The organism is Pseudomonas sp. TZ252 (genome assembly GCF_056110345.1).
Map to the genome: position 1 here is coordinate 4,031,312 of NZ_CM148566.1, position 24,193 is coordinate 4,055,504.

Genomic DNA, 24,193 nt, shown 5'->3' on the forward strand with positions numbered 1-24,193 from the left:
GGCCAGCCTGATGCCTGGCGATTCAGCCGACTGACGCTGCTGGCGCGGCGGCGGAAGGCGCCGCATAGTGCCGATTCGACGACTAGACCGGTCGTCTGGTCCTCGCGTACGCGCCGGGCCGCGACGGCCGGCGACGACAATGAAGAGGCGAGCCATGAGCAAGACCCTCCACTACCGTGCGTGCCATCTCTGCGAGGCCATCTGCGGGCTCGCCATCGAGACCGAGAGCGACGAGGGCGGCGTGCCGCGGATCCGCTCGATCAAGGGCGACCCGCAGGACAGCTTCAGCCGCGGCCATGTCTGTCCCAAGGCGGTGGCCCTGCAGGACATCCAGGACGACCCCGACCGCCTGCGCCAGCCGTTGCGCCGGGTCGGCAGCGAGTGGCAGCCGATCGGCTGGGACGAGGCCTTCGCGCTGGTGGCCAGCCGCCTCGGCGAGATCCGCGAGCGCCATGGCAACGATGCGGTGGCGGTCTACCAGGGCAATCCGAGCGTGCACAACTACGGCCTGATGACCCATAGCAACTACTTCCTCGGCCTGCTGAAAACGCGCAACCGCTTCTCCGCGACTTCCGTCGACCAGTTGCCGCATCACCTGGTCAGCCAGCAGATGTACGGCCATGGTTTGTTGATCCCGATCCCCGACATCGACCACACCGACTTCATGCTGGTGCTCGGCGGCAACCCGCTGGCGTCCAACGGCAGCATCATGACCGTGCCGGACGTGGAGAAGCGCCTGAAGGCGCTGAAGGCACGCGGCGGCCGGTTGGTGGTGGTCGATCCCCGGCGCAGCGAGACCGCGGCTATCGCCGACCGGCACCTGTTCATTCGTCCCGGCCAGGATGCGGCGCTGTTGCTCGGGATACTCAACACCCTGTTCGAGGAGAACCTCGGTCGCCCCACGCCGCTGCCGGTCGACTGGCTGGAGCGGGTGCGCGAGGCGGTCGCGGCCTTCGACGCCGAGTCCATGAGCGCGCGCTGTGGCGTGCCGGCCGAAAGCATTCGCCAACTGGCGCGGGATTTCGCCGCCGCCGAACGGGCGGTCTGCTATGGCCGGATGGGCGTTTCCACCCAGGCCTTCGGCACGCTCTGCCAGTGGCTGGTGCAACTGATCAACCTGGTCACCGGCAACCTCGACCGGGTCGGTGGCGCGCTGTGCACCTCGCCGGCCCTGGACCTGGTGGCGAGTACCTCGGGTGGCCACTTCGGCCGTTGGCGCAGCCGCGTCTCGGGGCTGCCGGAATATGGCGGCGAACTGCCGGTGGCGGCATTGGCGGAAGAAATCCTCGGTGAAGGCGAGGGGCAGGTGCGCGCGCTGGTCACGGTAGCCGGCAACCCGGTGCTGTCCACGCCCAACGGGAGGCGGCTCGAACAGGCCCTGGACGGCCTGGAGTTCATGCTCAGCATCGACCTCTACATCAACGAGACGACCCGCTACGCCGATCTCATCCTGCCGCCCACCGCGCCGCTGGAGCACGATCACTACGACACCACCTTCAACGTCTTCGCCGTGCGTAACGTGACCCGTTTCAACGAGGCCGTGCTGCCGCGTCCCGAGGGTGCGCTGCACGACTGGGAGATCTTCGTCGGCCTGGCGCGGGCCTTCGCCGCGCGCAACGGCCTGGAGCTGAAACCGACCCTGGAGCCGCAGCAGATGATCGACCTCGGCCTGCGCGCTGGCGCCTACGGCGACCGTTCCGAGCACAGGCTGAGCCTGGCCACTCTGCGCGAACATCCCCACGGCATCGACCTTGGGCCGCTGCGGCCGAACCTGGCGCCGCGCCTGAAGACCGCCGACCAGCGCATCCAGGCCGCGCCGCCGCTGTTCGTCGACGACCTGCAACGCTTCGCCGCACAGCCGCTGCCTGCGTCCGACCAGTTGCTGCTGATCGGACGACGCCACGTGCGCAGCAACAATTCCTGGATGCACAACTACCATCGCCTGGTGAAGGGCAAGCCGCGTCACCAGTTGCTGATGCACCCGCGGGACCTGGAGGGTCGCGGCCTGGTCGACGGGCAACGGGTGCGGGTGCGCTCGCGGGTCGGCAGCGTGGAGGTGGAGGTGGCGGCGAGCAGCGAGATGATGCCCGGGGTGGTCAGCCTGCCGCACGGCTGGGGCCACGCGCGGCCCGGCGTGCAACTGGCGATCGCCCGCGCCCAGGCCGGCGTCAGCGCCAACGACCTGACCGACGAGCGTCATCTCGACCTGCTGTCGGGTAACGCCGCGCTCAACGGCCTGCCGGTGGAGGTGGAAGCGGCCTGAGCGGGTCGACGGAACGCGAGAGTAAAGCCGAGCGTCGCGCTAGGCTTTCCGATACAATACCGGTCATTATTTGCCGAGTTACCGTGTCGAAACGTTCCTGTTGAGGTAAGCCATGGACATCATCGAAACCATTAAAGAGCAGATCGCCAACAACCCCATCCTGCTGTACATGAAGGGTTCGCCGAACGCCCCGCAGTGCGGTTTCTCCTCGCGCGCGGCCCAGGTGCTGATGGCCTGTGGCGAGAAGTTCGCCTACGTCGACATCCTGCAGAACCCGGAAATCCGCGCCAACCTGCCGAAGTACGCGAACTGGCCGACCTTCCCGCAGCTGTGGGTCAATGGCGAACTGGTCGGCGGCAGCGACATCCTCGCCGAGATGTTCGAGAAGGGCGAACTGCAGACCCTGGTCAAGGACGCGGCGGCCAAAGCCAACGCCTGATCCGCGCATCCGACGAAGAGCCCCGCCTTGTGCGGGGTTTCTTTTTTGTCCGGAGAAACCAGCAAGGAAACCGGGAGCCTCCATGTCGGAAGTCAATCCTCGCCAGGGTCGCCTGGCTTGCATCTATTTCTTCGCCATGGCCGGGCTGGTCATCGGCAACCTGATGGGACGCATCCCGGCGCTCAAGGAGCAGACCCAGCTGGACGAGCGCGCGCTCGGCCAGGCCCTGCTCGGCGTCGGGGTCGGCGCGCTCACGGCGTTCCCGTTGAGCGGTTTCCTGGTCCAGCGCATCGGCAGCCGCAGCGTAGTGATCGGCGGTTGCCTGATCATGCTGCTGGTGTTTCCGCTGCTCGGCCTGAGCCAGGGCTGGTGGCAACTGGCGTTGGCCTTCTACGTGCTGGGCGTGAGCTTCGCCGGGATGGACGTGGCGATGAACATCCAGGCGGTGGATGTCGAGCGCCTGCTCGGCAAGCCCTGCATGTCCATGCTGCATGGCATGTACAGCCTCGGTTGCCTGGTCGGTGCGTTGAGCGCCGCGGCCCTGGCCGGACTGACGCCGTTCTGGCACTTCCTCATTCTCTCCGCACTCGGCCTGCTGAGCCTGCCATTCTTCGTACGCGCGTTGCTTCCGCCGGACCCGAGCAAGGCGGGCGCGCGCAAGGGCGGCGGCTTCACCTTGCCGCCGCGGGCCTTGCTCGGCCTGGGCCTGCTGATTCTCTGTGCGTTCGTTTCCGAGGGCGGCGTGGCTGACTGGAGCGCGCTGTTCCTGCACAGCGTTCTGGATGCTTCCGAGCGGGTGGCGGCGCTGGGCTTCGCGGCGTTTTCCGCGGCGATGGTGGTGGGGCGCCTGTTCGGCGACCGCCTGCGCGGACGCATCGACGATGCGCCATTGCTGCGCGGCCTGGGTTCGCTGGCCACGCTGGGCATGCTGGTAGCGCTGTTCAGCCCCTGGCCGGCGCTGAGCATCGCCGGTTTCGGGGTGGTTGGCCTGGGACTGTCGGTGATGGTGCCGATCGTGATCAGCGCTGCTGGCAACCAGCCGGGCATCGATCCGGTGATCGGGGTCGCCGCCGTCTCTACCGTGGGGTATGGCGGACTGCTGATGGGACCGCCGCTGATCGGCCTGCTGGCCCACGAGATCGGCCTGCGCTGGGCATTGCTGGTACTGGTCGGTCTTTGCCTGTTGCTGGCCCTGCGCGCCGATCTGGTCCGGCGCAGGCCGCGCAGCGCCTGAGGCTTTCTGGCGGCAAGAAAAAAGCGCCGGCGGGGCAGGCCGCCGGCGCTTCGTCGTGGTTCCCGATCAGTCGTCTTCGTGCATGTGCGACTGCAGGTAGTTCTCCAGGCCGACTTTCTGGATCAGGCCCAGCTGGGTTTCCAAGTAGTCGATGTGCTCTTCTTCCGACTCCAGGATGTCCTTCAGCAGGTCGCGGCTGACGTAGTCGTGCACCTGCTCGCAATGCACGATGGCTTCGCGCAGGTCCTTGGTCGCCTTCAGCTCCAGGTTCAGGTCGCACTGCAGCATTTCCTGGGTGTTCTCGCCGATCAGCAGCTTGCCGAGGTCCTGCAGGTTGGGCAGGCCTTCGAGGAAGAGGATGCGCTCGATGAGCTTGTCGGCATGCTTCATCTCGTCGATCGACTCGTGGTACTCGTGGGCGCCGAGGCGCTTCAGGCCCCAGTCGTTCCACATGCGCGAGTGGAGGAAGTACTGGTTGATCGCGATCAGCTCGTTGCCGAGGATCTTGTTGAGGTGCTGGATGACTTTCTTGTCGCCTTTCATGCCGAATCCTGCCGTCGTAGTGGGTGTGATTCGCCAAGTTTGGCCGCGACGAAGCAGGGTGTCAAACCTAAGTTATTGAAATATAAGGGAAAAAGAATATGAATACGAATGTTTTCTTTCCGCGTTCTGCCGCTAAGTCATTGAATTGAAGGCATAAAAAAACCGGGCGCCAGGCCCGGTTCTTCTGAAAGAGGGATAAAAAATATTTTTCAGGCAGCGACGAACGCCGTAGTCCCGAACGCCGGTACCGGCTGGGCACTCTGCAGGTCGTTGAGGGTTTCGCGTACCACCTGCTTGGCCAGGCATGCGCACTTGCCGCACTGGGTACCGACGCCGGTGGCTTCGCGAACTTCACGATAGCTGCAGCAGCCTTCGTAGATGGCATCGCGGATCTGGTTGTCGGTAACACCTTGGCAGAGGCAGACGTACATGGCGATCTGGCTACTGGGAAGTTGAGTTGGAAAAGATACTAATAATAATGAGAATGATTGTCAAAGTTCCCTGGAGCGTTTTAGTCGGGTTTTTTTCGCCCCCCGACAAATGGCTTTGTCGGACAAAGACTTAGCGCCGGCTGGGGCGGGGTGTATGATGGTTGTTTCCCGGGGAACGGCGCCCCTGCCATCGAGGCTTCACGAGGAGCCGGCAGGCTGCGGTGCCGTCCTTCAACCTTCCGCTTAAAGGAGACATGGAATGAGCGTACTCGTAGGTAAGAAAGCGCCTGACTTCAACGTTGCCGCGGTACTGGGCAATGGCGAGATCGTCGAGAGCTTCACCCTGTCCGAGGCCATCAAGGGCAAGTACGGCCTGGTGTTCTTCTATCCGCTGGACTTCACCTTCGTCTGCCCGTCCGAGCTGATCGCCCTGGACCACCGCATCCCGGAATTCCAGGCGCGCAACGTCGAGGTGATCGGCGTTTCCATCGACTCCCACTTCACCCACAACGCCTGGCGCAACACCCCGGTGGACAAGGGCGGCATCGGTGCCGTCAAGTACACCCTGGCGGCCGACACCAAGCACGAGATCGCCAAGGCCTATGACGTCGAGTCCGACGGTGGCGTGGCCTTCCGTGGCGCGTTCCTGATCGACAAGGAAGGCGTAGTGCGCTCGCAGATCGTCAACGACCTGCCGCTGGGCCGCAACATGGACGAGCTGCTGCGTCTGGTCGATGCCCTGCAGTTCCATGAGGAGCACGGCGAAGTCTGCCCGGCCAACTGGCAGAAGGGCGACAAGGGCATGACCGCATCGCCCGAAGGCGTGGCCAAGTACCTGGCCGAGAACGCCAGCAAGCTGTAAGAAGAGCCTGCTTCGCGCGTTGGAAAAAGCCCCGCTTCGGCGGGGCTTTTTCATGGGTTCGCGGGGGCCGGCAGCCCCATCCAGGTCACGCGCCTCGCTCCGAAGAGGGGGAGATTGCCTGACCGGTCGCGTAGGACGGATAACGTCCTGGCGTTATCCGCCTAGGTGGGCCGAGGCTCAGTCGTCGTCATCCATCCAGCCGCCCATTTCCTTCCAGCGGTTGACGATGCCGCAGAACAGCTCGGCGGTCTTCTCGGTGTCGTAGCGTGCCGAGTGCGCCTCGCGGTTGTCGAACTCCATGCCGGCGGCCTGGCAGGCCTTGGCCAGGACCGTCTGGCCGTAGGCGAGGCCAGCCAGGGTGGCGGTGTCGAAGCTGGAGAAGGGATGGAACGGATTGCGCTTGATCCCGGTACGCGCCACGGCGGCATTGAGGAAACCGAGGTCGAAGCTGCTGTTGTGGCCGACCAGGATCGCCCGCTTGCAGCCATTGGCCTTCAGCGCCTTGCGGATGCCGCGGAAGATCTCGGTGAGTGCCGCTTCCTCCTGCACCGCCATGCGCAGCGGGTGGTCAAGCTTGATGCCGGTGAATTCCAGCGCGGCCGGCTCGATGTTGGCGCCTTCGAAGGGCTCGATGCGGAAGAAGTAGGTGTGTTCCGGGAACAGGAAGCCTTTCTCGTCCATGCCGACAGTGGTCGCGGCGATTTCCAGCAGCGCGTCGGTGGCCGAGTTGAAGCCGCCGGTCTCGACGTCCACCACTACCGGCAGGTAGCCGCGGAAGCGGCGCGCCATCGGATGGCGCGGGCCGCTGGGGAGGTTGCCGTCGAATTCGTCGTCGAAGTTGTCTTCGCTCATGCCCCGGCCTCCAGCAGTTTCCAGCGGAGTGTCTCGCCGGCGCGCAGCGGCACCACGTCGAAGTCGCCGAAGGGGAGGCTGGCGGGCGCCTGCCATTCCTCGCGGACCAGGGTGATCCGGTCGGTGTTGCGCGGCAGGCCATAGAAGTCCGGGCCGTGCAGGCTGGCGAAGCCTTCCAGCTTGTCCAGCGCATTGCGCTGTTCGAAGGCCTCGGCATACAGCTCGATGGCGGCGTAGGCGCTGTAGCAGCCGGCGCAACCGCAGGCGGCTTCCTTGGCGTGGCGGGCGTGCGGCGCCGAGTCGGTGCCGAGGAAGAATTTCGGATTGCCGCTCACCGCGGCGTCCAGCAGGGCTTCCTGGTGGGTGTTGCGCTTGAGGATCGGCAGGCAATAGAAGTGCGGACGGATACCGCCGACCAGCATGTGGTTGCGGTTGTACAGCAGGTGATGGGCGGTAATGGTCGCGCCGACGTTGGCCGGGGCTTCCCGGACGAACTGGGCGGCGTCGCCGGTGGTGATGTGCTCGAAGACCACCTTCAGGGTCGGGAAGCGCTCGACCACCCGGCGCAGGTGCTCGTCGATGAACTGCTTCTCACGATCGAATACGTCGACCTCGGCGCGGGTCACCTCGCCATGCACCAGCAGCGGCATGCCGACCTCGGCCATCGCCTCGAGCGCTTCGAAGATATTGTCGATGCGGGTCACGCCAGAATCCGAGTTGGTGGTGGCGCCTGCCGGATAGAGCTTGGCGGCATGCACGAAGCCGCTGGCCTTGGCGGTACGGATTTCCTCGGCGCTGGTGCGGTCGGTGAGGTACAGCACCATCAGCGGCTCGAAGCGGCTGGCGGCGGGGCGGGCGGCGAGGATGCGCTGCCGGTAGGCGTCGGCTTCGGCGGCGTTGCGCACCGGCGGCACCAGGTTCGGCATGACGATGGCGCGGCCGAAGGTGCGGGCGGCGTCGCCGACGGTATTGGCCAGCGCGGCACCGTCACGCAGGTGAATGTGCCAGTCGTCGGGGCGCAGGAGGGTGAGACGGTCGGACATGGGGCTTCCAGGACGGGATTTCGTGGGGGGAAATGCTACCGGAAAAGGGGGGGCGGGGCACTCGCTATCAAGTTTTGTCCGGGCCGTCCGATACATCCTTCGTATTTGGACGCTTTCCCGGAGCCCGCCGTCGTGCAGCCGCGCCTTCTTCTATTGCCTTTCCTGCTCAGCAGCCTGCCGGCGCTGGCGGTGACCTTCCAGACGCGGCTGGAGAGCGTCGAGTGGAAGGTCGAAGGCGACCAGTTCGAATGCCGCCTGTCGCAGCCGGTGGCGAATTTCGGAGTCGGCGAGTTCGTCCGGCGTGCCGGCGAGCAGGCGACCTTCCGCCTGAAGCCCGAGGCCCAGTGGCTGGGGCGCGGGTCGGCGACCCTGCTGGCTGCCGCGCCGCCCTGGCGACCGGGGCAGGGCGACATCAACCTTGGCCAGGTCAGCATCGGTAGCGGCGAGGTGCCGTTCAACAGCAGCCAGCAACAGGCCGGTCGGTTGCTCACCGGCCTGCTCGAGGGGCGCAGCCCGCTGGTCCGCCATCGCACCTGGCAGGGCGATCGCCTGGAGGTGCGCCTGCTGCCGGCGCGCTTCGCCAGCGTCTACAGCCAGTACCAGGCCTGCATCGCCAAGCTGCTGCCGGTGAACTTCGACCAGGTCAAGCTGGCCCAGGTCGGCTTCCCCGACGGCGGCACGGCGCTGAACGACGTGGCGCGAGCCAAGCTGGACATCATCCTGCAACTGCTCAAGGCCGATCCGAGCATCAACCGGATCGAACTCGACGGGCACTCCGACAACAGCGGCAACCGCCTGACCAACCGCGACCTGTCGCGCCGCCGCGCGCTGGCGGTGCAGGAGTACCTGAAGAGCAACGGGGTGCCGGAAAGCCAGATCAACGTGCGCTTCTACGGCGAGCGCTACCCGCTGGTGGCCAACAACAGCGCCGCCAACCGTGCGCGCAACCGCCGGGTCACCGTGCACCTGTCGCGCGAGGCGGTGGTCGAGCCGGCGACGGAAGCGCCGAAGGCCGAGGACAAGCCGGCGCCGCCCGCGGCAGAACCTGCCGCACCGAAGCCTCCGGCCGCCTCGCTTCAGGGAAAACCCACGGTTTGAGTCGCGCAAACGATAGAATCTGTCGCTTTTGCGTCTAAAGCTGTCGCCCCTCTGTAATTTCCCGAATGCCCTGCGTAGAATTGTCGCTTTTCGTGACGACCCCCGTGGAGTGATGGCATGGCGGATGTGAAGAAGGTAGTCCTGGCGTATTCCGGCGGCCTGGATACCTCGGTAATTCTGAAGTGGTTGCAAGATACCTATAACTGCGAAGTGGTGACCTTCACCGCCGACCTCGGCCAGGGCGAGGAAGTCGAACCGGCTCGCGCCAAGGCCCGCGCGATGGGCGTCAAGGAAATCTACATCGACGACCTGCGCGAAGAATTCGTCCGCGACTTCGTCTACCCGATGTTCCGCGCCAACACCGTCTACGAAGGCGAGTACCTGCTGGGCACCTCCATCGCTCGTCCGCTGATCGCCAAGCGCCTGATCGAGATCGCCAACGAGACCGGCGCCGACGCCATCTCCCACGGCGCCACCGGCAAGGGCAACGACCAGGTCCGCTTCGAGCTGGGCGCCTACGCGCTGAAGCCCGGCGTCAAGGTGATCGCGCCCTGGCGCGAGTGGGACCTGCTGTCCCGCGAGAAGCTGATGGACTATGCCGAGAAGCACGGCATCCCGATCGAGCGCCACGGCAAGAAGAAGTCGCCGTACTCGATGGACGCCAACCTCCTGCATATCTCCTACGAAGGCGGCGTGCTGGAAGATACCTGGACCGAGCACGAAGAAGACATGTGGAAGTGGACCGCTTCCCCGGAAAACGCGCCGGACACCCCGACCTACATCGAGCTGACCTACCGCAAGGGCGACATCGTCGCCATCGACGGCAAGGACATGACCCCGGCCGAGGTGCTCACCGAGCTGAACCGCGTCGGCGGGATCAACGGCATCGGCCGCCTCGACATCGTCGAGAACCGCTATGTCGGCATGAAGTCCCGTGGCTGCTACGAGACCCCCGGCGGCACCATCATGCTCAAGGCCCACCGCGCCATCGAGTCGATCACCCTGGACCGCGAAGTGGCCCACCTGAAAGACGAGCTGATGCCCAAGTACGCCAGCCTGATCTACACCGGCTACTGGTGGAGCCCGGAGCGCCTGATGCTGCAGCAGATGATCGACGCCTCGCAGGTCAACGTGAACGGCGTAGTGCGCCTGAAGCTGTACAAGGGCAACGTCGTGGTGGTGGGCCGCAAGTCCGACGACTCGCTGTTCGACGCCAACATCGCGACCTTCGAGGAAGACGGCGGCGCCTACAACCAGGCCGATGCCGCGGGCTTCATCAAGCTCAACGCGCTGCGCATGCGCATCGCCGCGAACAAGGGCCGCACGCTGTCCTGACCGACGCGCGCTGCCTGCGATGGAACGAAGAACCCCGGCCATGAGCCGGGGTTCTTCGTTCCTGATTGCTGAAAGCGATAGCCGGGGCCGTTCAGGAAGACTTCTGGATCAGTTCGATCTTGTAGCCGTCCGGGTCGGTCACGAAGGCGATCACGGTGGTACCGTGCTTCATCGGCCCGGCTTCGCGGGTGACCTGGCCGCCGTTGTTGCGGATGTCGTCGCAGGCCTGGTAGGCGTCGTCGACCTCGATGGCGATATGGCCGTAGCCGGTGCCGATCTCGTAGGCATCCACGCCCCAGTTGTGGGTAAGCTCGATCACCGCGGAATCCGCCTCGTTGCCATAGCCGACGAAGGCGAGGGTGAACTGGCCGTCGGGATAGTCGTTCTTCCTGAGCAGGGTCATGCCTAGCACCCGGGTATAGAAATCGATCGAGCGATCGATGTTTCCGACCCGGATCATGGTATGGAGAATGCGCATTTTCATTGCCTCGAGCTTCACGGTCAAAGGCGGATTTTACCATGTGGCCGGCAACCGGCTGCGAGATCGGGATCGTCCCCGTCCCGGCGACCGGCCCTTTGCCGGACTTCCCTTCCTACGGGGCGTTTCGCCTCTTCCCTGGGCCGGCCGTCGATAGCCGGTCGGCCTGCCTCCGCCACCCTCCCGAGCTGCCCGCTGCGTCTCCGAGCGTGCCAGGCGTCCCGCCCCCGGTGACCGGCCGAAAGCTCGCTGCGCCTTCGCCATGAGGTCGGAAAAAAGGGGGGTTGACCTTGCCAAGGTGTCAAGGTCGATAACCGGCCACGGAAGCGGTTTCGTCCAGCCAGGCCACGCAGGCTCAGACCAGGAAGGCACAACAATGAATCTCAGACACTTCATCCGCATCACCGCGACGCTAGGTGTCGCGGCCCTTATCGCTGGCTGCGGGGAATCGGCGCCGCCGGGGGCGGCGAGCGCCCCGCCAAGCGTTCCCGTCGCCGAGGTGGTGGTTCGCCCGGTGACACCCTACGCCGAGTTCACCGGCTCGCTGACCGCTGTCGAGCAGGTAGAACTGCGGCCGCGCGTCGCCGGCTACATCCAGGACGTTACGGTGCCGGAAGGCCGCCTGGTAGAGAAGGGCCAGCAACTGTTCCTCATCGACCCGCGCGTGTTCAAGGCGGCGCAGGATGCCGCCAGGGCACGCCTGCGCGAGGCCGAGGCCGCGGCGTTGCTGGCGCGCACCGAACACGAGCGAGCCGAGCTGCTGTATGCGCGGAAGGTCGTCGCCCGGGAGCGGCTCGACAGCGCCATCGCCTCGCGCAATGCCAGCAAGGCCCAGGTCGATGCGGCCAGGGCCGCCCTCGACGCGGCGCAACTGGATCTCGGCTTCACGCGGGTGACGGCACCGATCGGCGGGCGTGTCGGGCATATCCAGGTCACCGAGGGCAACTACGTCACCAATGGCGTCACCGCGCTGACCAGCATCGTTTCGGTCGATCCGCTGTACGTGTACTTCGATGTCGACGAGCGCACCTACCTGCAGGCCCTGGCGCCGACCCGCGGCAGGGAAGGCGAGCAGGCCCCCAGGGTCAAGGTGGCGCTGCTCACCGACGAGTCCTATGGACGAAGCAGTCGCCTCGATTTCCTCGCCAATGCCGCCGACCGCGGGACCGGCACGGTCCGGGTTCGGGCGGTGGTCGACAACCCGGACGGGCAACTGACGCCGGGGCTGTTCGCCAAGGTCAGGCTGGAGACCGGCAAGCCTCGCGCGCAGGTGCTGGTCGCCGACCATTCCATCGGCACCGACCAGGGCAGGCGCTATGTGCTGGTCGTCGACGAAGGCAACAAGACCCAGTACCGGCCGGTGGAGCTCGGCCCGATGGTCGACGGCCTGCGGGTCGTCCGCCAGGGCCTGCAGCCGGGCGAGCGCATCGTCGTCAAGGGCCTGGTCCGGCCGGACATGCAGATCACACCGCGCCTTGCGGAAATCGATGGCACGCCCGTCGACCTGTCGAAGACCGTGGGGGCCGCACAATGACATTCCCACGCTTCTTCATCGATAGGCCGATCTTCGCCATCGTTCTTTCGGTGCTGATGATGATCGGAGGCATCGTTTCGTTCTTCCAGTTGCCGCTGAGCGAATACCCGGCGGTGACGCCGCCGACCGTGCAGGTGACTACCGCCTATCCCGGCGCCAACCCCGACGTGATCGCGCAGACGGTGGCGACACCGCTGGAGCAGGCGATCACCGGGGTCGAGGGGATGCTGTACATGTCCTCGCAGTCGGCCACCGACGGGCGAATGATCCTGACTATCACCTTCGACCAGCACATCGATCCCGACATGGCCCAGATCCAGGTGCAGAACCGGGTCTCGCGGGTGCTCTCGCGCCTGCCCGACGAGGTGCAGCGGCAGGGCGTGGTCACCCAGAAGACCTCGCCGGACATCCTCATGGTGGTGCACCTGCTGTCGCCGGAGCAACGCTACGACCCGCTGTACATCTCGAACTACGCCTACCTCCAGGTGCGCGACGAACTGCTGCGCCTGCCGGGGATCAGCGATGTGGTGGTGTGGGGCGCCGGCGAGTACAGCATGCGCCTGTGGCTCGACCCCGACCTGATCGCCGCGCGCGGGCTGACGGCGGGCGAAGTGATCGCCGCGGTACGCGAACAGAACGTCCAGGTGGCGGCCGGCGCCGTCGGCCAGGCGCCGGACTCCACCGCGGCCTTCCAGGTCACGGTGAATACCCTCGGGCGGCTGAGCGACGAAGAGCAGTTCGGCGACATCATCGTCCGCACCGGCGCCGACGGCCAGGTGACGCGCCTGCGCGACGTCGCGCGGATCGAGATGGGCGGCGATGCCTATGCGCTGCGCAGCCTGCTGGACGGCGAGCCGGCGGTGGCCTTGCAGATCATCCAGAGCCCCGGAGCCAACGCGCTGGATACCGCCGAGGCGGTGCGTGCCACCGTGGCGAGGCTCGAAGGCAACTTCCCGGCCGGCCTGAGCGCGCGCATCGCCTACGACCCGACGGTGTTCGTCCGCGCTTCGTTGCAGACCGTGGCCACCACCCTGCTGGAGGCGATCCTGCTGGTCGTGGTGGTGGTGGTGCTGTTCCTGCGTAGCTGGCGTGCTTCGCTGATTCCGCTGATGGCCGTGCCGGTCTCGCTGGTCGGCACCTTCGCCGTCATGCACCTGATGGGTTTCTCGCTGAATACCCTGTCGTTGTTCGGCCTGGTGTTGTCGATCGGCATCGTCGTCGATGACGCCATCGTGGTGGTGGAAAACGTCGAGCGCCACATCGAGAACGGCGAGCCGCCGCTCCAGGCCGCGCGGCGTGCGATGGACGAGGTCACCGGGCCGATCATGGCGATCACCTCGGTGCTGGCGGCGGTGTTCATCCCCACGGCCTTTCTCAGTGGCCTGCAGGGCGAGTTCTATCGTCAGTTCGCCCTGACCATCGCCATCTCCACCATCCTGTCGGCGCTCAACTCGCTGACCCTCAGCCCGGCCCTGGCGGGCCTGCTGTTGCGTCCGCGGCCGGCCGGAGGTGCGGTGGCGGGGCGCTTCCAGCGACTGCTCCAGGCCCTCGGCCGACCGTTGCGAAATGCCCCCGAGGCCTACGGCAACGCGGTGCGCAAGGTGGTGCGGGTGAGCGGCCTGGCCCTGGTGGTGTATGGGGGCCTGCTTGGCCTGACCTGGGTCGGTTTCCAGGCGGTGCCACCGGGCTTCGTGCCAATGCAGGACAAGTACTATCTGGTCGGCATCGCCCAGTTGCCGAACGGAGCGTCGCTGGAGCGTACCGATGCGGTGGTCAGGCAGATGTCCCGGATCGGCCTCGAGGAGCCGGGGGTGGAGAGCGTCGTGGCCTTCCCGGGCCTGTCGGTGAACGGTTTCGTCAACGTGCCGAACGCCGCGGTCATGTTCTTCATGCTCGATCCGTTCGAATCGCGCACCTCCGCCGATCTCGGCGCGCTGGCCATCGCCGGGCGCCTGCAAGCCAGGTTCGCCAGCATTCCCGACGGCTTCCTCGGGGTCTTCCCGCCGCCGCCGGTACCGGGGCTGGGAACCATCGGCGGCTTCAAGATGCAGGTCGAGGATCGCGGCGGCGCCGGGCTGGAAGCCCTGGCCAGGCAGACCCAGGTGCTGATGATGAAGGCCACTGAGTCCGGCCAGCTCGGGGGCTTGATGACCAGCTTCGATATCAATGCCCCGCAGCTCGAGGTGGTGGTCGACCGCACCAAGGTGAAGAGCCAGGGCGTTCGCCTGGCCGATGTGTTCGAGGCATTGCAGGTCTACCTCGGCTCGCTGTACATCAACGACTTCAACCGCTTCGGTCGCACCTACAAGGTCACTGCCCAGGCCGATGCGCCGCACCGCATGCAGGCCGAAGCCATCGGGCGCCTGCAGGTACGCAATGCCGCCGGGGCGATGTTGCCGCTGTCCTCGTTCGTCACCGTGACGCCCAGCTCCGGTCCCGACCGGGTGATCCACTACAACGGCTATCCGTCGGCGGATATCAGCGGCGGCGCGCTTCCCGGCGTCAGTTCGGGACAGGCGGTGGCGTTGATGGAGCGCCTGGCCGGCGAAGTGCTGCCCGAGGGCATGACCTTCGAATGGACCGACCTGACCTACCAGCAGAAGCTGGCCGGCAACAGCGCGCTGTTCATCTTCCCGCTGTGCGTGCTGCTGGCCTACCTGATCCTCGCCGCGCAGTACAACAGCTGGCTGTTGCCGCTGGCGGTCCTGCTGATCGTGCCGATGTGCCTGCTCAGCGCGATCGCCGGGGTGTGGCTGGTGGGCGGCGACAACAACGTGTTCGTCCAGATCGGGCTGGTGGTGCTGGTCGGCCTGGCGGCGAAGAACGCGATCCTGATCGTCGAGTTCGCCCGCACGCTGGAGGCCGAGGGCGCCCGTGCGCTGGAGGCGGTGGTCGAGGCTTGCCGCCTGCGCCTGCGGCCGATCCTGATGACCTCGCTGGCGTTCATCGCCGGCGTGGTGCCGTTGGTCATGGCCAGCGGCGCCGGAGCGGAAATGCGCCAGGCGATGGGCGTCGCGGTATTCGCCGGGATGCTCGGGGTGACGCTGTTCGGCCTGTTCCTCACGCCGGTGTTCTACGTACTGGTACGGGCACTGGCGGCGCGCCTGGAGCGACGCGCCGGCGGCAGCCTGGCGCATCTGGAGGGAGGCCGTCCATGAAGCCATACCTGCGGTCTTCGTTGAGCGCGCTGATCCTGCTGGGCGGCTGTGCCGCGGTGGGGCCCGACTATGCGCCGCCGAGCGCGTCCGCACCGGCCAGCTTCGGCGCGATGCCGGCGGGTATCGATGGCGGTGGCGTGGAGATCGAGTGGTGGCGCGGGTTCGACGAGCCAGCCCTGGAGTCTCTGATCCAGCGGGCGCTCGCGGCGAACCTCGACATCGCCCTTGCCGGCGCGCGCCTGGACGAAGCGAAGGCGCTGCTGCGCGAGAACCGCGAAGAGTTCCTGCCGCGCGGCGGCCCGGCGTTCGATTACCAGGCCCGGCGGCGCGGCGAGGTGGAAACACCGGCCGGCCAGCAGCGCGACATCGAGACCTATCGCGGCGCGCTGGATGCTTCCTGGGAAATCGACCTGTTCGGCCGGGTGCGGCGCTCGGTGGAGGCCGCCGAGGCGCAGGCGGGCTCGCGCGAGGCCCTGCTGCGCAACGTGCAGGCGAGCGTCGCGGCTACGGTTGCCATGACCTGGTTCCAGCTACAGGGCATCGAGGCCGAACTTGCGGTGGTCCATGACATCGCCGGCAACCAGCGCGACAGCCTGGAGATGGTCGAACGCCTGGTCAGCGCCGGCTCCGCCCACGAGTTCGACCGGTTGCGCGCCGAAGCGTTATTGCACAACGTCGAGGCGGCCGTGCCCGACCTCGAACGGCGCCGCGCCGCCACCCGCAATGCGCTGGCCGTTCTCCTCGCGGAAGCCCCGCAGGCCTTCAGCCCGCCGGTCGCCCGTGCCTCCGGGGAAAGGCTGACGCTCCGCACCCTCGGGGTCGGCGACCCGGCGGGACTGCTGGCGCGTCGCGCCGACATCGCCGCGGCCGAACGCAACCTGGCGGCCGCGACCGCACGTATCGGCGTCGAGACCGCGGGGCTGTATCCGCAGGTCGAGGTACGCGGCTCGATTGGCCTGGTCGCCGGCAATCTCGATGCTTTGGACGAGAGTGGTACGTCCTTCAACGTCCTGAACCCGGTGATTCGCTGGGCGTTACTCGACCGCGGTCGCGTGCGGGCGCGGATCGCCGCCAGCGAGGCCCGTGCGCAGGAGGCATTGATCCTCTACGACCGGACGGTGCTGCGCGCCCTGCAGGAGACCGATGATGCCTTCAACGGCTATGGCGCTGCCGCTGACAGGCTCCGCCTGCGCCTGCTCGAGGCGACGGCCAATCGCGAGGCGGCGCGCCTGGCCCGGGAACGCTTCGTCCAGGGGGACGGCGAGTACCTGGACGTGCTCGAGGCGGAACGCTCGGACTACCTCAGCCGGCGCGCATTGAGCATCGCGCGCACCGAGCAGCGCCTTGCCGTCGTGGGTATCTACAAGGCGCTGGGTGGTGGCTGGGAAGCCTGCGCGGGGGCGCGGCGCTGTGGCGTGGCTACCGACGATACCTCTCCAGGCGTGGCACGGCAGCGCGACAGTCGCTCCTGATCAGCCGCCGGCGGTTTCCGGCCGCCGGCCTTCGCTCGACTGCCTAGGTCGAGGGCCGTGCGGCGCGTCCTCCGGTTATTTGGCGAACCCCGGGAATACGGATTGCCTGGCGCGGATCGCTCGTCCCTGTCCGCCTTATCGATAAGTCGGTTCCGAACTCTTTTTCGGTAGTTCATTCAGATGGATGAATGAAGAGGGCAGATGGAAAGTATCTGCTCGGGACTTCAATGTTCAGAAGAGTGGGGAAGTATTACTTCCTCATTGTTCTTCAGGTACGTTCCGGCTGCCCGCCGTTTCTTATTGAACGAAGTCACTCCTGTGCCTCTGCGCTCGCGCCGCACGGAGACGTCGAATACATATCGTCGAGAGGTTCTTCAGTGGTGAGTGGAGCTGGCTGATGCGGTGTCTCGATTGCCTGGCGGAGTTGTTCTATATGTTCGTTCTTGGCTTTGTCCGTTGTTTGAAGTTTGCGGAATAACTTCTGGAACTATTCATATGAATTTTTGAAAGTTTGGTTTACCTGAGAGATTTATGAGTTGACCTTGTCACGATGGCAGGACTCATGGTTCGCAGGAGTCAACAAACCAGGAGGTTGCGATGTTTTCTTTCCATATTCCGAACATGACCTGCGGCGGTTGTGCCAAGACTGTCACCCGTATCCTGCACGGCGTCGATCCCCAGGCGCGCGTAGAGACCGATCCCCCTCGGCGCGAGGCTAGGGTCGAGAGCACTCTGGACAAGCACGCATTCCTCGAGGCGTTGAGCGAGGCCGGTTATCCGGAGGGCCGTTGAGTGTATGGGCATGACGCAGGCGTAGGGTCGGATAGTAGCGTTTCGCCCAGTGCCGGCAATAGGAAAATGATTTTCATTGAAGTCTGCGCGCCATATGCCATCAATGGCGCTTGGCTATTGTGGAAAGAACGCTTTGGAATTTGTAAATCAATATTTCAGTCGGCCGCGAGGTGACAGTTATGTGAACGGAAAGAGGCGCTGACAGGAAACCCTAAAAGTTATTCTCCGATGGATTCGCAGGCCTTTAGCTCGGGGTTTTTCGCAGCGCATCCAGTGTTATCGAAGAGCACCTTTCGGCGAACTCCGTTGTCCGCCGAGAAGGCCGCTGCATTGCTTGACCTTGCCACCGTGGCAAGCTTTACGGTCGCCCCGCACAACAACAAAAACAAGGGTGATCCAAATGACTTCAAATCCGTTACAGCAATGCTGCAGTTCTTCCTCCGATATGAATATCCGTTCCCAGCGGACAATGTCGGAACCTGCCCGAAATGCATCGGCTCTCCTGGCTGAAGCCTTGAAACCCGGTGCCTCCCTGGACCAGATCATGCTCGCGCTCGAGGCGATTCTCGCGGTCACGGCCAAAGGCCTGGGCGGCGATGCTTCGGCTTACGCGCAGTACCAGGCGTTGCTCCTGGAACTGCACGTAGGCAGCGATCCGCATACGGAGCCGACCCGCCGCTGGATGGCGAGCCAGGTCTACCTGGTCGAGGATCGTTTCGCTCCCGAGCCGGCCGGTTTCAGCGCCGTCCCGGTGGAGGAGTTCCGCAAGAAGGTCGACGCCGAGATCGAGGCGCGCAGCCGGGTGCGCCATCCCATGTCGGTCCACCTGTTCCAGGGCACGCCGCCGGTCGAGGACGTGCGCTTCTTCCTGGAACACCATTGGGTCCGTTCCTACAACTTCTACAGCCTCCTGGCGGAGCTGGCCTTCCGCTTCGAAAACATCGAGGACGCCTCGGTGTTCTATCGCAACCTCTACGGCGAGGCCGGGGCGGAGACGCCGGAGCGCTCGCACCCCGCGTTGCTGTCCCACCTGATGACCTACTTCGACATTCCGCTGCGCATCGATTTCCCGGCGCTGCATCCGCTGGAGAAGGCCTACCTCAACAACCGTATCCGTTGCGTGCGGCACACCGATGTCGCCTGGGGCCTTGCGCTCCTGTACGCGGTCGAGTCGGTGAGCTGCGTCAACCACCGGCGCATCTACGAACTCCTGCAGCGCCTGGGCGTGCCCGAGCAACCCAGCGAGTTCCATCGCCTGCACGGCACCCAGGACGAGATCGATACCGAGGAGATGTGGGCGCTGATCGCCAAGTTCGCGCCGAGCGAAGACTTCCAGCGCAAGTTCATGCAGTCGCTGGCGCGCCACTTCGAAATCAACCGGGCCTACTTCGACCTGCTCTGGGAGCAGATGCAGGCGAATTCCCTGGCCATGGCCTGATGCCTATCCAGAACAAGAACAAGGAGTACAGGATGAATACCCGCAATTTTTCCCTGCCGCAGTTGCAGAACCTGCCCATCGAAGAAGCACGCATCGTTGCCGATGCGCTGGCCGTCCACGCTACTTCCCGCCAGATCGATAGCGCCGCGAGCAAGCTGGCCGCGCTGGCCGAGGCAGGGCTCAAGGGCGACCGCCAGGCCTATGCCGCGTACCAGCAGTTGCTCTACGTCCTTTCGTTGAGCGACGACGTGGCGACCGCCCAGACCCGGCGCTGGCTGGCCCGGGCGATCTATCGCGTCGAAGAGCGTTTCATGCCCGCCGCCGATCTTTCCAGGGCGTTGTCCGAGGAGGATTTCCAAAAGCGTCTCGAACAGGAAATCGCCGCGCAGTCCCGCGAGCGGCACCCGATGTCGCAGTACGTGTTCTCCGGCTCGGCCTCCCGCGCGCAGCTCCAGGTGTTCCTCCGTCACCAGTGGTTCCGCACCTTCCGCCTGTACCGCGATGCGGCCGACCTGTTGGTCAACCTGACCGATGTGGACGAGGCCGCGGCGCTTGCGCGCTACCTCTATGGCGAGTTGGGCGAGGAAGACGAAAAGGGTTCGCATCCGCGCCTGCTGGCCAAGCTGCTCGAGGCCATCGGCCTGGAGGCGGACTTCCAGGCCGTGTCGACGATGCCCGAGGAAATCGCCTACCTGAACAATCGCGCCCGTGCCTTCCGGCATGCCGAGGTCGGTTGGGGGCTGGCGGTGTTCTACATCACCGAACTGGTCGTGCCGGGGAACCACGAAAAGCTCTATCGGGCCCTGCTCCAGGCCGGCCTGAGCGAGGACCAGGCGGAGTACTACAAGGTCCACATCAGCCTCGTACCGCCGCGGGCCAAGCGCGAATGGCAACTCATCGCGCGGCGGATTCCGGACGTGCAGTTCCAGAATGCGTTCCTGACCTCGCTATCGCAGCACTTCCGTGTGGAAAGGGCCTATTACGACGCGATCTGGGAAGAGATGCAGAGCGTCAAGTGACTTCCACCGGGACAAAGCGAGCACTCGAAAATGCCAAGTCACATTACGGAATCCCGTATACACGGGGGCGCCTACTCGTCCCCGGCATTCGCCGCGATCTTTTCCGATACCAACCAGGTGCGGAGGTGGCTGGATGTCGAGCGAGCCTTGGCGGCGACCCAGGCCGAGATGGGCATCATCCCCCACGAGGCGGCGCGGGAGATCGACCGCGCCGCCCAGGTGGAGCGCTTCGACCTCACCCAACTGGGCCGCGAAAGCCTGGAGACAGGGCACCTGCTGGTGCCTACCATCCGCGCCCTGGCGAGGTTGTGCGAGGGTAGCTGGGGGGAGTACGTGCACTATGGCGTGACCACCCAGGACATCCTCGACACCGGGCTGATGCTGCAGGTCAAGGAAGCCTGGGGCCATACGCTCGGGCTCCTGCACTCGATCCGTGGCCATCTGCTGGCGCTCGCCCTGCGCCACCAGCACACGCCGATGGTTGCACGCACCCACGGGCAGCAGGCGCTGCCCACGACCTTCGGCTACAAGGTCGCCGTCTGGGTGGATGAAATCGACCGTCACCTGGCGCGCTTCGACGAGGCGCGCGAACGCGTCCTGGTCGGCAACCTGACCGGTGCCGTGGGAACCCTGGCGTCGTTCGGCGCCCAGGGCTTCGAGCTACAGCGGCGAACCCTGGCCAGGCTTGGTCTCGGCGCGCCGTCGACCAGTTGGCACAGCGCCCGGGACCGGGTGCTGGAGGTTGCCGGGTTGCTGGTCCAGGTGTCGGTGACGCTGGGCCGGGTGGCGAACGAGATCTACCACCTGCAGCGCAGCGAAATCGATGAGGTACGCGAGGGCAGCCGGCCGGGACAGGTGGGCAGCAGCACCATGCCGCACAAGCGGAACCCGTCGTCGGTCGACCTGGTCAGCGCGCTGTCGCGGCTGGTGCGGGCACAGATGGTGGCGCTCACCGATGCCGCGTTCCAGTTGCACGAGCGCGACGGCACCGCCTGGCGCATCGAGTGGGCGGCGTTGCCGGAGCTGTTCGTCTACGCCGGCGCCTTGCTGACCCGCATGGAGGCGGTGCTGGCCGAGGGGCTCGAGGTGCGCGAGGAACGCATGCGCGCCAACCTCGACCTGCTGGGTGGGCTGATCCTGTCGGAGCGGGTCATGCTCGCGCTGGCGGGGCAGTTCGGCAAGCAGACCGCCCACGAACTGCTCCATGAGATAACCCAGGCCTCCCAGCGGCAGGGCGTTCCGTTCCGCGAGGCGCTGCTCGGGCAGCCAAGGTTGCGCGGCTGTTTCAGCGCCGAGGCGCTCGAAGAACTGCTCGACCCCGTCGGCTACGTCGGCCTCGCCGCCGAGATGGTCGACCTGGTCGCCGGCAAACCACGAACCGGCGCGTCGGGCGACAGGCCCGAAGGCGCCGCCTCTTCCCAAGGAAATCCCGGTCAGTCCCAGTACGTGATGGAGGATAGGTGATGGATGCTGAATCGCTGGAAATGCTTGCCCGTTCCTCGTGCACCGCGCATCCGCAGAGCTTCGGCGGCGCACCGGCCGAGTCGTCCTGCAAGCACGAACACAGTCACATCGTTGACTCTAAAACCCATGGCGGCGGCTACGCCGGCCCGGTGAGCCGCCGGATCTTCTGTAGCCACTGCCGCCTGCAACGCTGGCTCGACGTGGAGGCGGCGCTGGCGCTGGCGCAGGCCGATGTCGGCGTCATTCCGCCCGAGGCGGCGCTGGAGATCGCGAAGGCCGCCAGGCTTTCGGCCGTCGACCTGCAGCAGATCGCCGAGGGTGTGGCCAGCACCGGGCACTCGCTGATGCCCCTGCTGGGCGCGCTGCAAAGGAACTGCAGCCCCAGCGCGCGCGAGTACGTGCATTTCGGCGCGACCACGCAGGATATCCAGGACACCGCGCAGTCCCTGGAAATGCGCGATGTGCTGGATGAAACGGAGCGGGCGCTGGACATCCTCCTGGACCGGCTCTCGGTGCTGGCGAGCGGGACCCGCAATGCGCTGATGGTCGCCAGGACCCACTCGATCCCGGCGTTGCCGACCACCTTCGGGCTGAAGGTGGCCGGCTGGATCGACGAGTTGCTGCGTCACCGCGAACGCCTGGGCGAGGCGCGCAAGCGGATCCTGGTGGTGCAACTGTTCGGCGGCGTGGGCACGATGGCCGCCTTCGGCGACGAGGCCATGCTCCTGCTCGAAAGCTTCGCGCGGCGGCTGTCGCTGGACGTGCCGCTGGCGGGTTGGCACGTGTCCCGCGACCGGGTTACCGAGTTCGTCAGCACCCTGGCCATGGTCACCGCGTCCCTGGCGCGGATCGCCGACGAGATCCGCACCCTGAACCGCTGGGAGATCGGCGAGCTGGAGGTGGGCTGGACGCAGCAGCAGATCGGTAGCAGCACCATGCCCCACAAGCGCAATCCGGAAGGCTGCGAGCAGGTCGTGGTGCTGGCCCGGCTGGCCAAGGCCCAGGTCCTGCTCGCGTTGGACGCCATGATCCTCGAGCACGAGCGGGACTACCGCGGCACGCGCCTGGAATGGTGTGCGGTGGCGGACGTTTCCCACTATGCGCTGATGGCGCTGTCGCTGCTGACCGACACCATCGACGGGCTCACGGTCCACGACGAGACCATGGCGCGGACGGCGAATGCATACAGCGATGCGATCTGTACCGAGGCGTTCGTCTTCGAGATGGCCAAGCAACTGGGCAAGAGCAGCGCTTACGAAATCATCTTCGAGATCACCCAGGCCTGCCAGCGCAAGCGGATTCCGATGCGCCAGGCGCTCGAGTCGGATCCGCGGGTGGGCGCCGTCATGCCGAAGGAAACCCTGGCCAGGCTGTTCGAGCCGCGGACCCATCTCGGCATGGCCGGGACCATCGTCGACAAGGTGCTGGACAAGGTCGCCAGCCACCACTGAATCACCCGCCGCCAGAGGCGGCGGTACTGCACATCAACGGAGAACAAGAATGACAAAGGCTAACGAGATCGAAACCGCGAAGGTCAAGCAGTTTTCAGCACGGATCATGGAGGACTACGGCAATACCCTGCGCGGCGCGATGCTCTACATCGGCGACCGCCTGGGGCTGTTCAAGGCGCTCGCCCATGGCCAATGGGTGACCCTGGAAGAGCTGGCGCAGCAGACCGGCTACACCACCCGCTACCTGCGCGAATGGCTGGGCAGCATGGTCACCGGCAACTACCTGGCCTACGATCCGCAGAGCAGGAGCTATCGGTTGCCGGCCGAGTTCGTCCCGGTGCTCGCCGACGAGGACTCGCCTTATTTCGCCGGCGGGATCATCCAGTTGAGCGTGCCCTTCGTGAGCATGGCGCCGAAGATCATCGAGGCCTTCCGCTGCGGCGGCGGTTGCCCCGAGGAATCCTTCCCGCTGGAAACCTGGGAAGGCATGGAGCGCATGACCATGCCCTGGTACAAGCACTTCCTCGTGCAGCACTGGATTCCTTCGCTGGATGGCGTCAAGGAAAAGCTCCAGGCGGGTGGCAGCGTGCTCGATTTCGGCTGCGGCAGCGGGCTGGCCGCGATCATGATGGCCAAGGCGTTCCCCGAAGCCCAGGTCTATGGCTGTGACTTCCACGCGCCGTCCATCGAACGCGCGCGGGCGAACGCCGAGGCCGCGGGGGTCGGCGACCGGGTGCGCTTCGAGGTCAGCGATTCCGATGCGCTGGCGGGCAAGAAGTTCGACTTCGTCACGACCTTCGTGGTCATCCACGACGCGACCGACCCGCAGCAGATGATGAAGGACCTGCGCGAGTCGACCGCCGACGATGGGACCTACCTGATGGTGGAACTCAACCTGTCGCAGGAACTGCACGAGAACATGAACCTGTTCGGTCGCGTGATGTACCCGCAGAGCACGCTGTATTGCATGACCTGTTCGCTGTCCCACGGCGGCGAGGGCCTCGGCGCCTTCATGGGCGAGGACCGCGCGCGGCAGATGGCCGAGGCCGCCGGCTTCAGTCGCTTCCGCAAGGTGCCTTCGGAGTGGCCGCCGCTGCCGGCGCTGTTCGAACTGCGACCCTGACGGCGTTATCCGGGACGGCCGGGACGGCGACCGTCGGATAGCGGTTGCCGTGGCCGCCGCCCGGCGCGTGCCGGCTGGGCATGGCGGTCTCGGCTCGATCGCACCGGTGTTCAGGCCCGCTTCGGCGGGCTTTTCATGGCCCCCGGAAAAACGAAGCCCCGCCA

Annotated in this window: 21 protein-coding genes; 16 read left to right on the forward strand and 5 right to left on the reverse strand. The window is 65.8% G+C overall.

Translation table 11 applies throughout. From position 1 onward, the window contains the following. Positions 1–154: 154 nt before the first annotated feature. From ACYAF3_RS18620 to ACYAF3_RS18630, 3 genes are all read left to right on the forward strand, one after another. A complete protein-coding gene (locus tag ACYAF3_RS18620; protein ID WP_116349777.1) occupies positions 155–2,263 on the forward strand; it encodes a molybdopterin oxidoreductase family protein in 2,109 nt (702 codons plus the stop codon). Between the two features lie 112 nt (positions 2,264–2,375). After that, positions 2,376–2,702 carry a Grx4 family monothiol glutaredoxin gene (grxD, locus tag ACYAF3_RS18625; protein WP_003092082.1) on the forward strand — a complete coding sequence of 109 codons (327 nt, stop codon included), beginning with the start codon at positions 2,376–2,378 and terminating at the stop codon, positions 2,700–2,702. Positions 2,703–2,784: 82 nt separating this feature from the next. Further along, positions 2,785–3,936 carry an MFS transporter gene (locus tag ACYAF3_RS18630; RefSeq protein ID WP_015649282.1) on the forward strand — a complete coding sequence of 384 codons (1,152 nt, stop codon included), beginning with the start codon at positions 2,785–2,787 and terminating at the stop codon, positions 3,934–3,936. A 66-nt stretch (positions 3,937–4,002) separates the two neighbouring features. Here ACYAF3_RS18630 and bfrB read toward each other — a convergent pair whose 3' ends face one another. Together bfrB and ACYAF3_RS18640 are read right to left on the reverse strand one after the other, a co-directional pair. Continuing rightward, complete coding sequence (gene bfrB, locus ACYAF3_RS18635; RefSeq protein WP_003092078.1) at positions 4,003–4,479, reverse strand: bacterioferritin BfrB; 477 nt, start codon at positions 4,477–4,479, stop codon at positions 4,003–4,005. Positions 4,480–4,688: 209 nt separating this feature from the next. Continuing rightward, on the reverse strand, positions 4,689–4,910 hold the full coding sequence (locus ACYAF3_RS18640; protein WP_003092075.1) for a bacterioferritin-associated ferredoxin: 222 nt from the start codon (positions 4,908–4,910) through the stop codon (positions 4,689–4,691). Between the two features lie 259 nt (positions 4,911–5,169). Between ACYAF3_RS18640 and ACYAF3_RS18645 the strand changes: the two genes are divergently transcribed. Further along, a complete protein-coding gene (locus ACYAF3_RS18645) occupies positions 5,170–5,772 on the forward strand; it encodes a peroxiredoxin (RefSeq protein WP_088003480.1) in 603 nt (200 codons plus the stop codon). A 177-nt stretch (positions 5,773–5,949) separates the two neighbouring features. Here ACYAF3_RS18645 and rnt read toward each other — a convergent pair whose 3' ends face one another. Continuing rightward, positions 5,950–6,624 carry a ribonuclease T gene (gene rnt, locus ACYAF3_RS18650; RefSeq protein WP_003117519.1) on the reverse strand — a complete coding sequence of 225 codons (675 nt, stop codon included), beginning with the start codon at positions 6,622–6,624 and terminating at the stop codon, positions 5,950–5,952. Further along, the gene (gene pyrC / locus ACYAF3_RS18655) at positions 6,621–7,667 is read right to left on the reverse strand and encodes a dihydroorotase (protein WP_003092068.1); all 1,047 of its coding nucleotides are present in this window, start codon (positions 7,665–7,667) and stop codon (positions 6,621–6,623) included. Before pyrC ends, rnt begins: the two co-directional genes overlap by 4 nt. Positions 7,668–7,799: 132 nt before the next feature. Between pyrC and motY the strand changes: the two genes are divergently transcribed. Next, a complete protein-coding gene (motY, locus tag ACYAF3_RS18660; RefSeq protein WP_003104269.1) occupies positions 7,800–8,765 on the forward strand; it encodes a flagellar protein MotY in 966 nt (321 codons plus the stop codon). Positions 8,766–8,882: 117 nt separating this feature from the next. Next, on the forward strand, positions 8,883–10,100 hold the full coding sequence (locus ACYAF3_RS18665; RefSeq protein WP_003092065.1) for an argininosuccinate synthase: 1,218 nt from the start codon (positions 8,883–8,885) through the stop codon (positions 10,098–10,100). A gap of 91 nt (positions 10,101–10,191) precedes the next feature. Here ACYAF3_RS18665 and gloA read toward each other — a convergent pair whose 3' ends face one another. Then, a complete protein-coding gene (gloA, locus tag ACYAF3_RS18670) occupies positions 10,192–10,578 on the reverse strand; it encodes a lactoylglutathione lyase (protein ID WP_003110007.1) in 387 nt (128 codons plus the stop codon). Positions 10,579–10,954: 376 nt separating this feature from the next. On the opposite strand from gloA, the gene mexP reads away from it, so the two are divergent. The 10 genes from mexP (at position 10,955) to ACYAF3_RS18720 (ending at position 24,029) form a co-directional block, all read left to right on the forward strand. Then, positions 10,955–12,112 carry a multidrug efflux RND transporter periplasmic adaptor subunit MexP gene (gene mexP / locus ACYAF3_RS18675; RefSeq protein ID WP_003119548.1) on the forward strand — a complete coding sequence of 386 codons (1,158 nt, stop codon included), beginning with the start codon at positions 10,955–10,957 and terminating at the stop codon, positions 12,110–12,112. Continuing rightward, the gene (gene mexQ, locus ACYAF3_RS18680; protein ID WP_009876892.1) at positions 12,109–15,270 is read left to right on the forward strand and encodes a multidrug efflux RND transporter permease subunit MexQ; all 3,162 of its coding nucleotides are present in this window, start codon (positions 12,109–12,111) and stop codon (positions 15,268–15,270) included. Before mexP ends, mexQ begins: the two co-directional genes overlap by 4 nt. Continuing rightward, on the forward strand, positions 15,267–16,742 hold the full coding sequence (gene opmE, locus ACYAF3_RS18685) for a multidrug efflux transporter outer membrane subunit OpmE (protein ID WP_003162728.1): 1,476 nt from the start codon (positions 15,267–15,269) through the stop codon (positions 16,740–16,742). Before mexQ ends, opmE begins: the two co-directional genes overlap by 4 nt. A gap of 597 nt (positions 16,743–17,339) precedes the next feature. Then, positions 17,340–17,534 (forward strand): heavy-metal-associated domain-containing protein, encoded by a 195-nt coding sequence (locus ACYAF3_RS18690; RefSeq protein WP_003092060.1) that lies wholly within the window; start codon positions 17,340–17,342, stop codon positions 17,532–17,534. Between the two features lie 228 nt (positions 17,535–17,762). Next, complete coding sequence (locus ACYAF3_RS18695; protein WP_161789441.1) at positions 17,763–18,044, forward strand: hypothetical protein; 282 nt, start codon at positions 17,763–17,765, stop codon at positions 18,042–18,044. Beyond that, positions 17,935–18,972 (forward strand): HOASN domain-containing protein, encoded by a 1,038-nt coding sequence (locus tag ACYAF3_RS18700; protein ID WP_031634469.1) that lies wholly within the window; start codon positions 17,935–17,937, stop codon positions 18,970–18,972. Before ACYAF3_RS18695 ends, ACYAF3_RS18700 begins: the two co-directional genes overlap by 110 nt. Positions 18,973–19,004: 32 nt before the next feature. After that, on the forward strand, positions 19,005–19,991 hold the full coding sequence (locus ACYAF3_RS18705) for an HOASN domain-containing protein (RefSeq protein WP_003112894.1): 987 nt from the start codon (positions 19,005–19,007) through the stop codon (positions 19,989–19,991). A 30-nt stretch (positions 19,992–20,021) separates the two neighbouring features. Continuing rightward, complete coding sequence (gene purB, locus ACYAF3_RS18710) at positions 20,022–21,455, forward strand: adenylosuccinate lyase (protein ID WP_012613755.1); 1,434 nt, start codon at positions 20,022–20,024, stop codon at positions 21,453–21,455. Continuing rightward, on the forward strand, positions 21,455–22,906 hold the full coding sequence (locus tag ACYAF3_RS18715) for a class-II fumarase/aspartase family protein (protein ID WP_012613756.1): 1,452 nt from the start codon (positions 21,455–21,457) through the stop codon (positions 22,904–22,906). Before purB ends, ACYAF3_RS18715 begins: the two co-directional genes overlap by 1 nt. A gap of 49 nt (positions 22,907–22,955) precedes the next feature. Further along, entirely contained in the window at positions 22,956–24,029 is a 1,074-nt protein-coding gene (locus tag ACYAF3_RS18720) for a class I SAM-dependent methyltransferase (RefSeq protein ID WP_003092054.1), read from the forward strand. Positions 24,030–24,193: the final 164 nt, after the last annotated feature.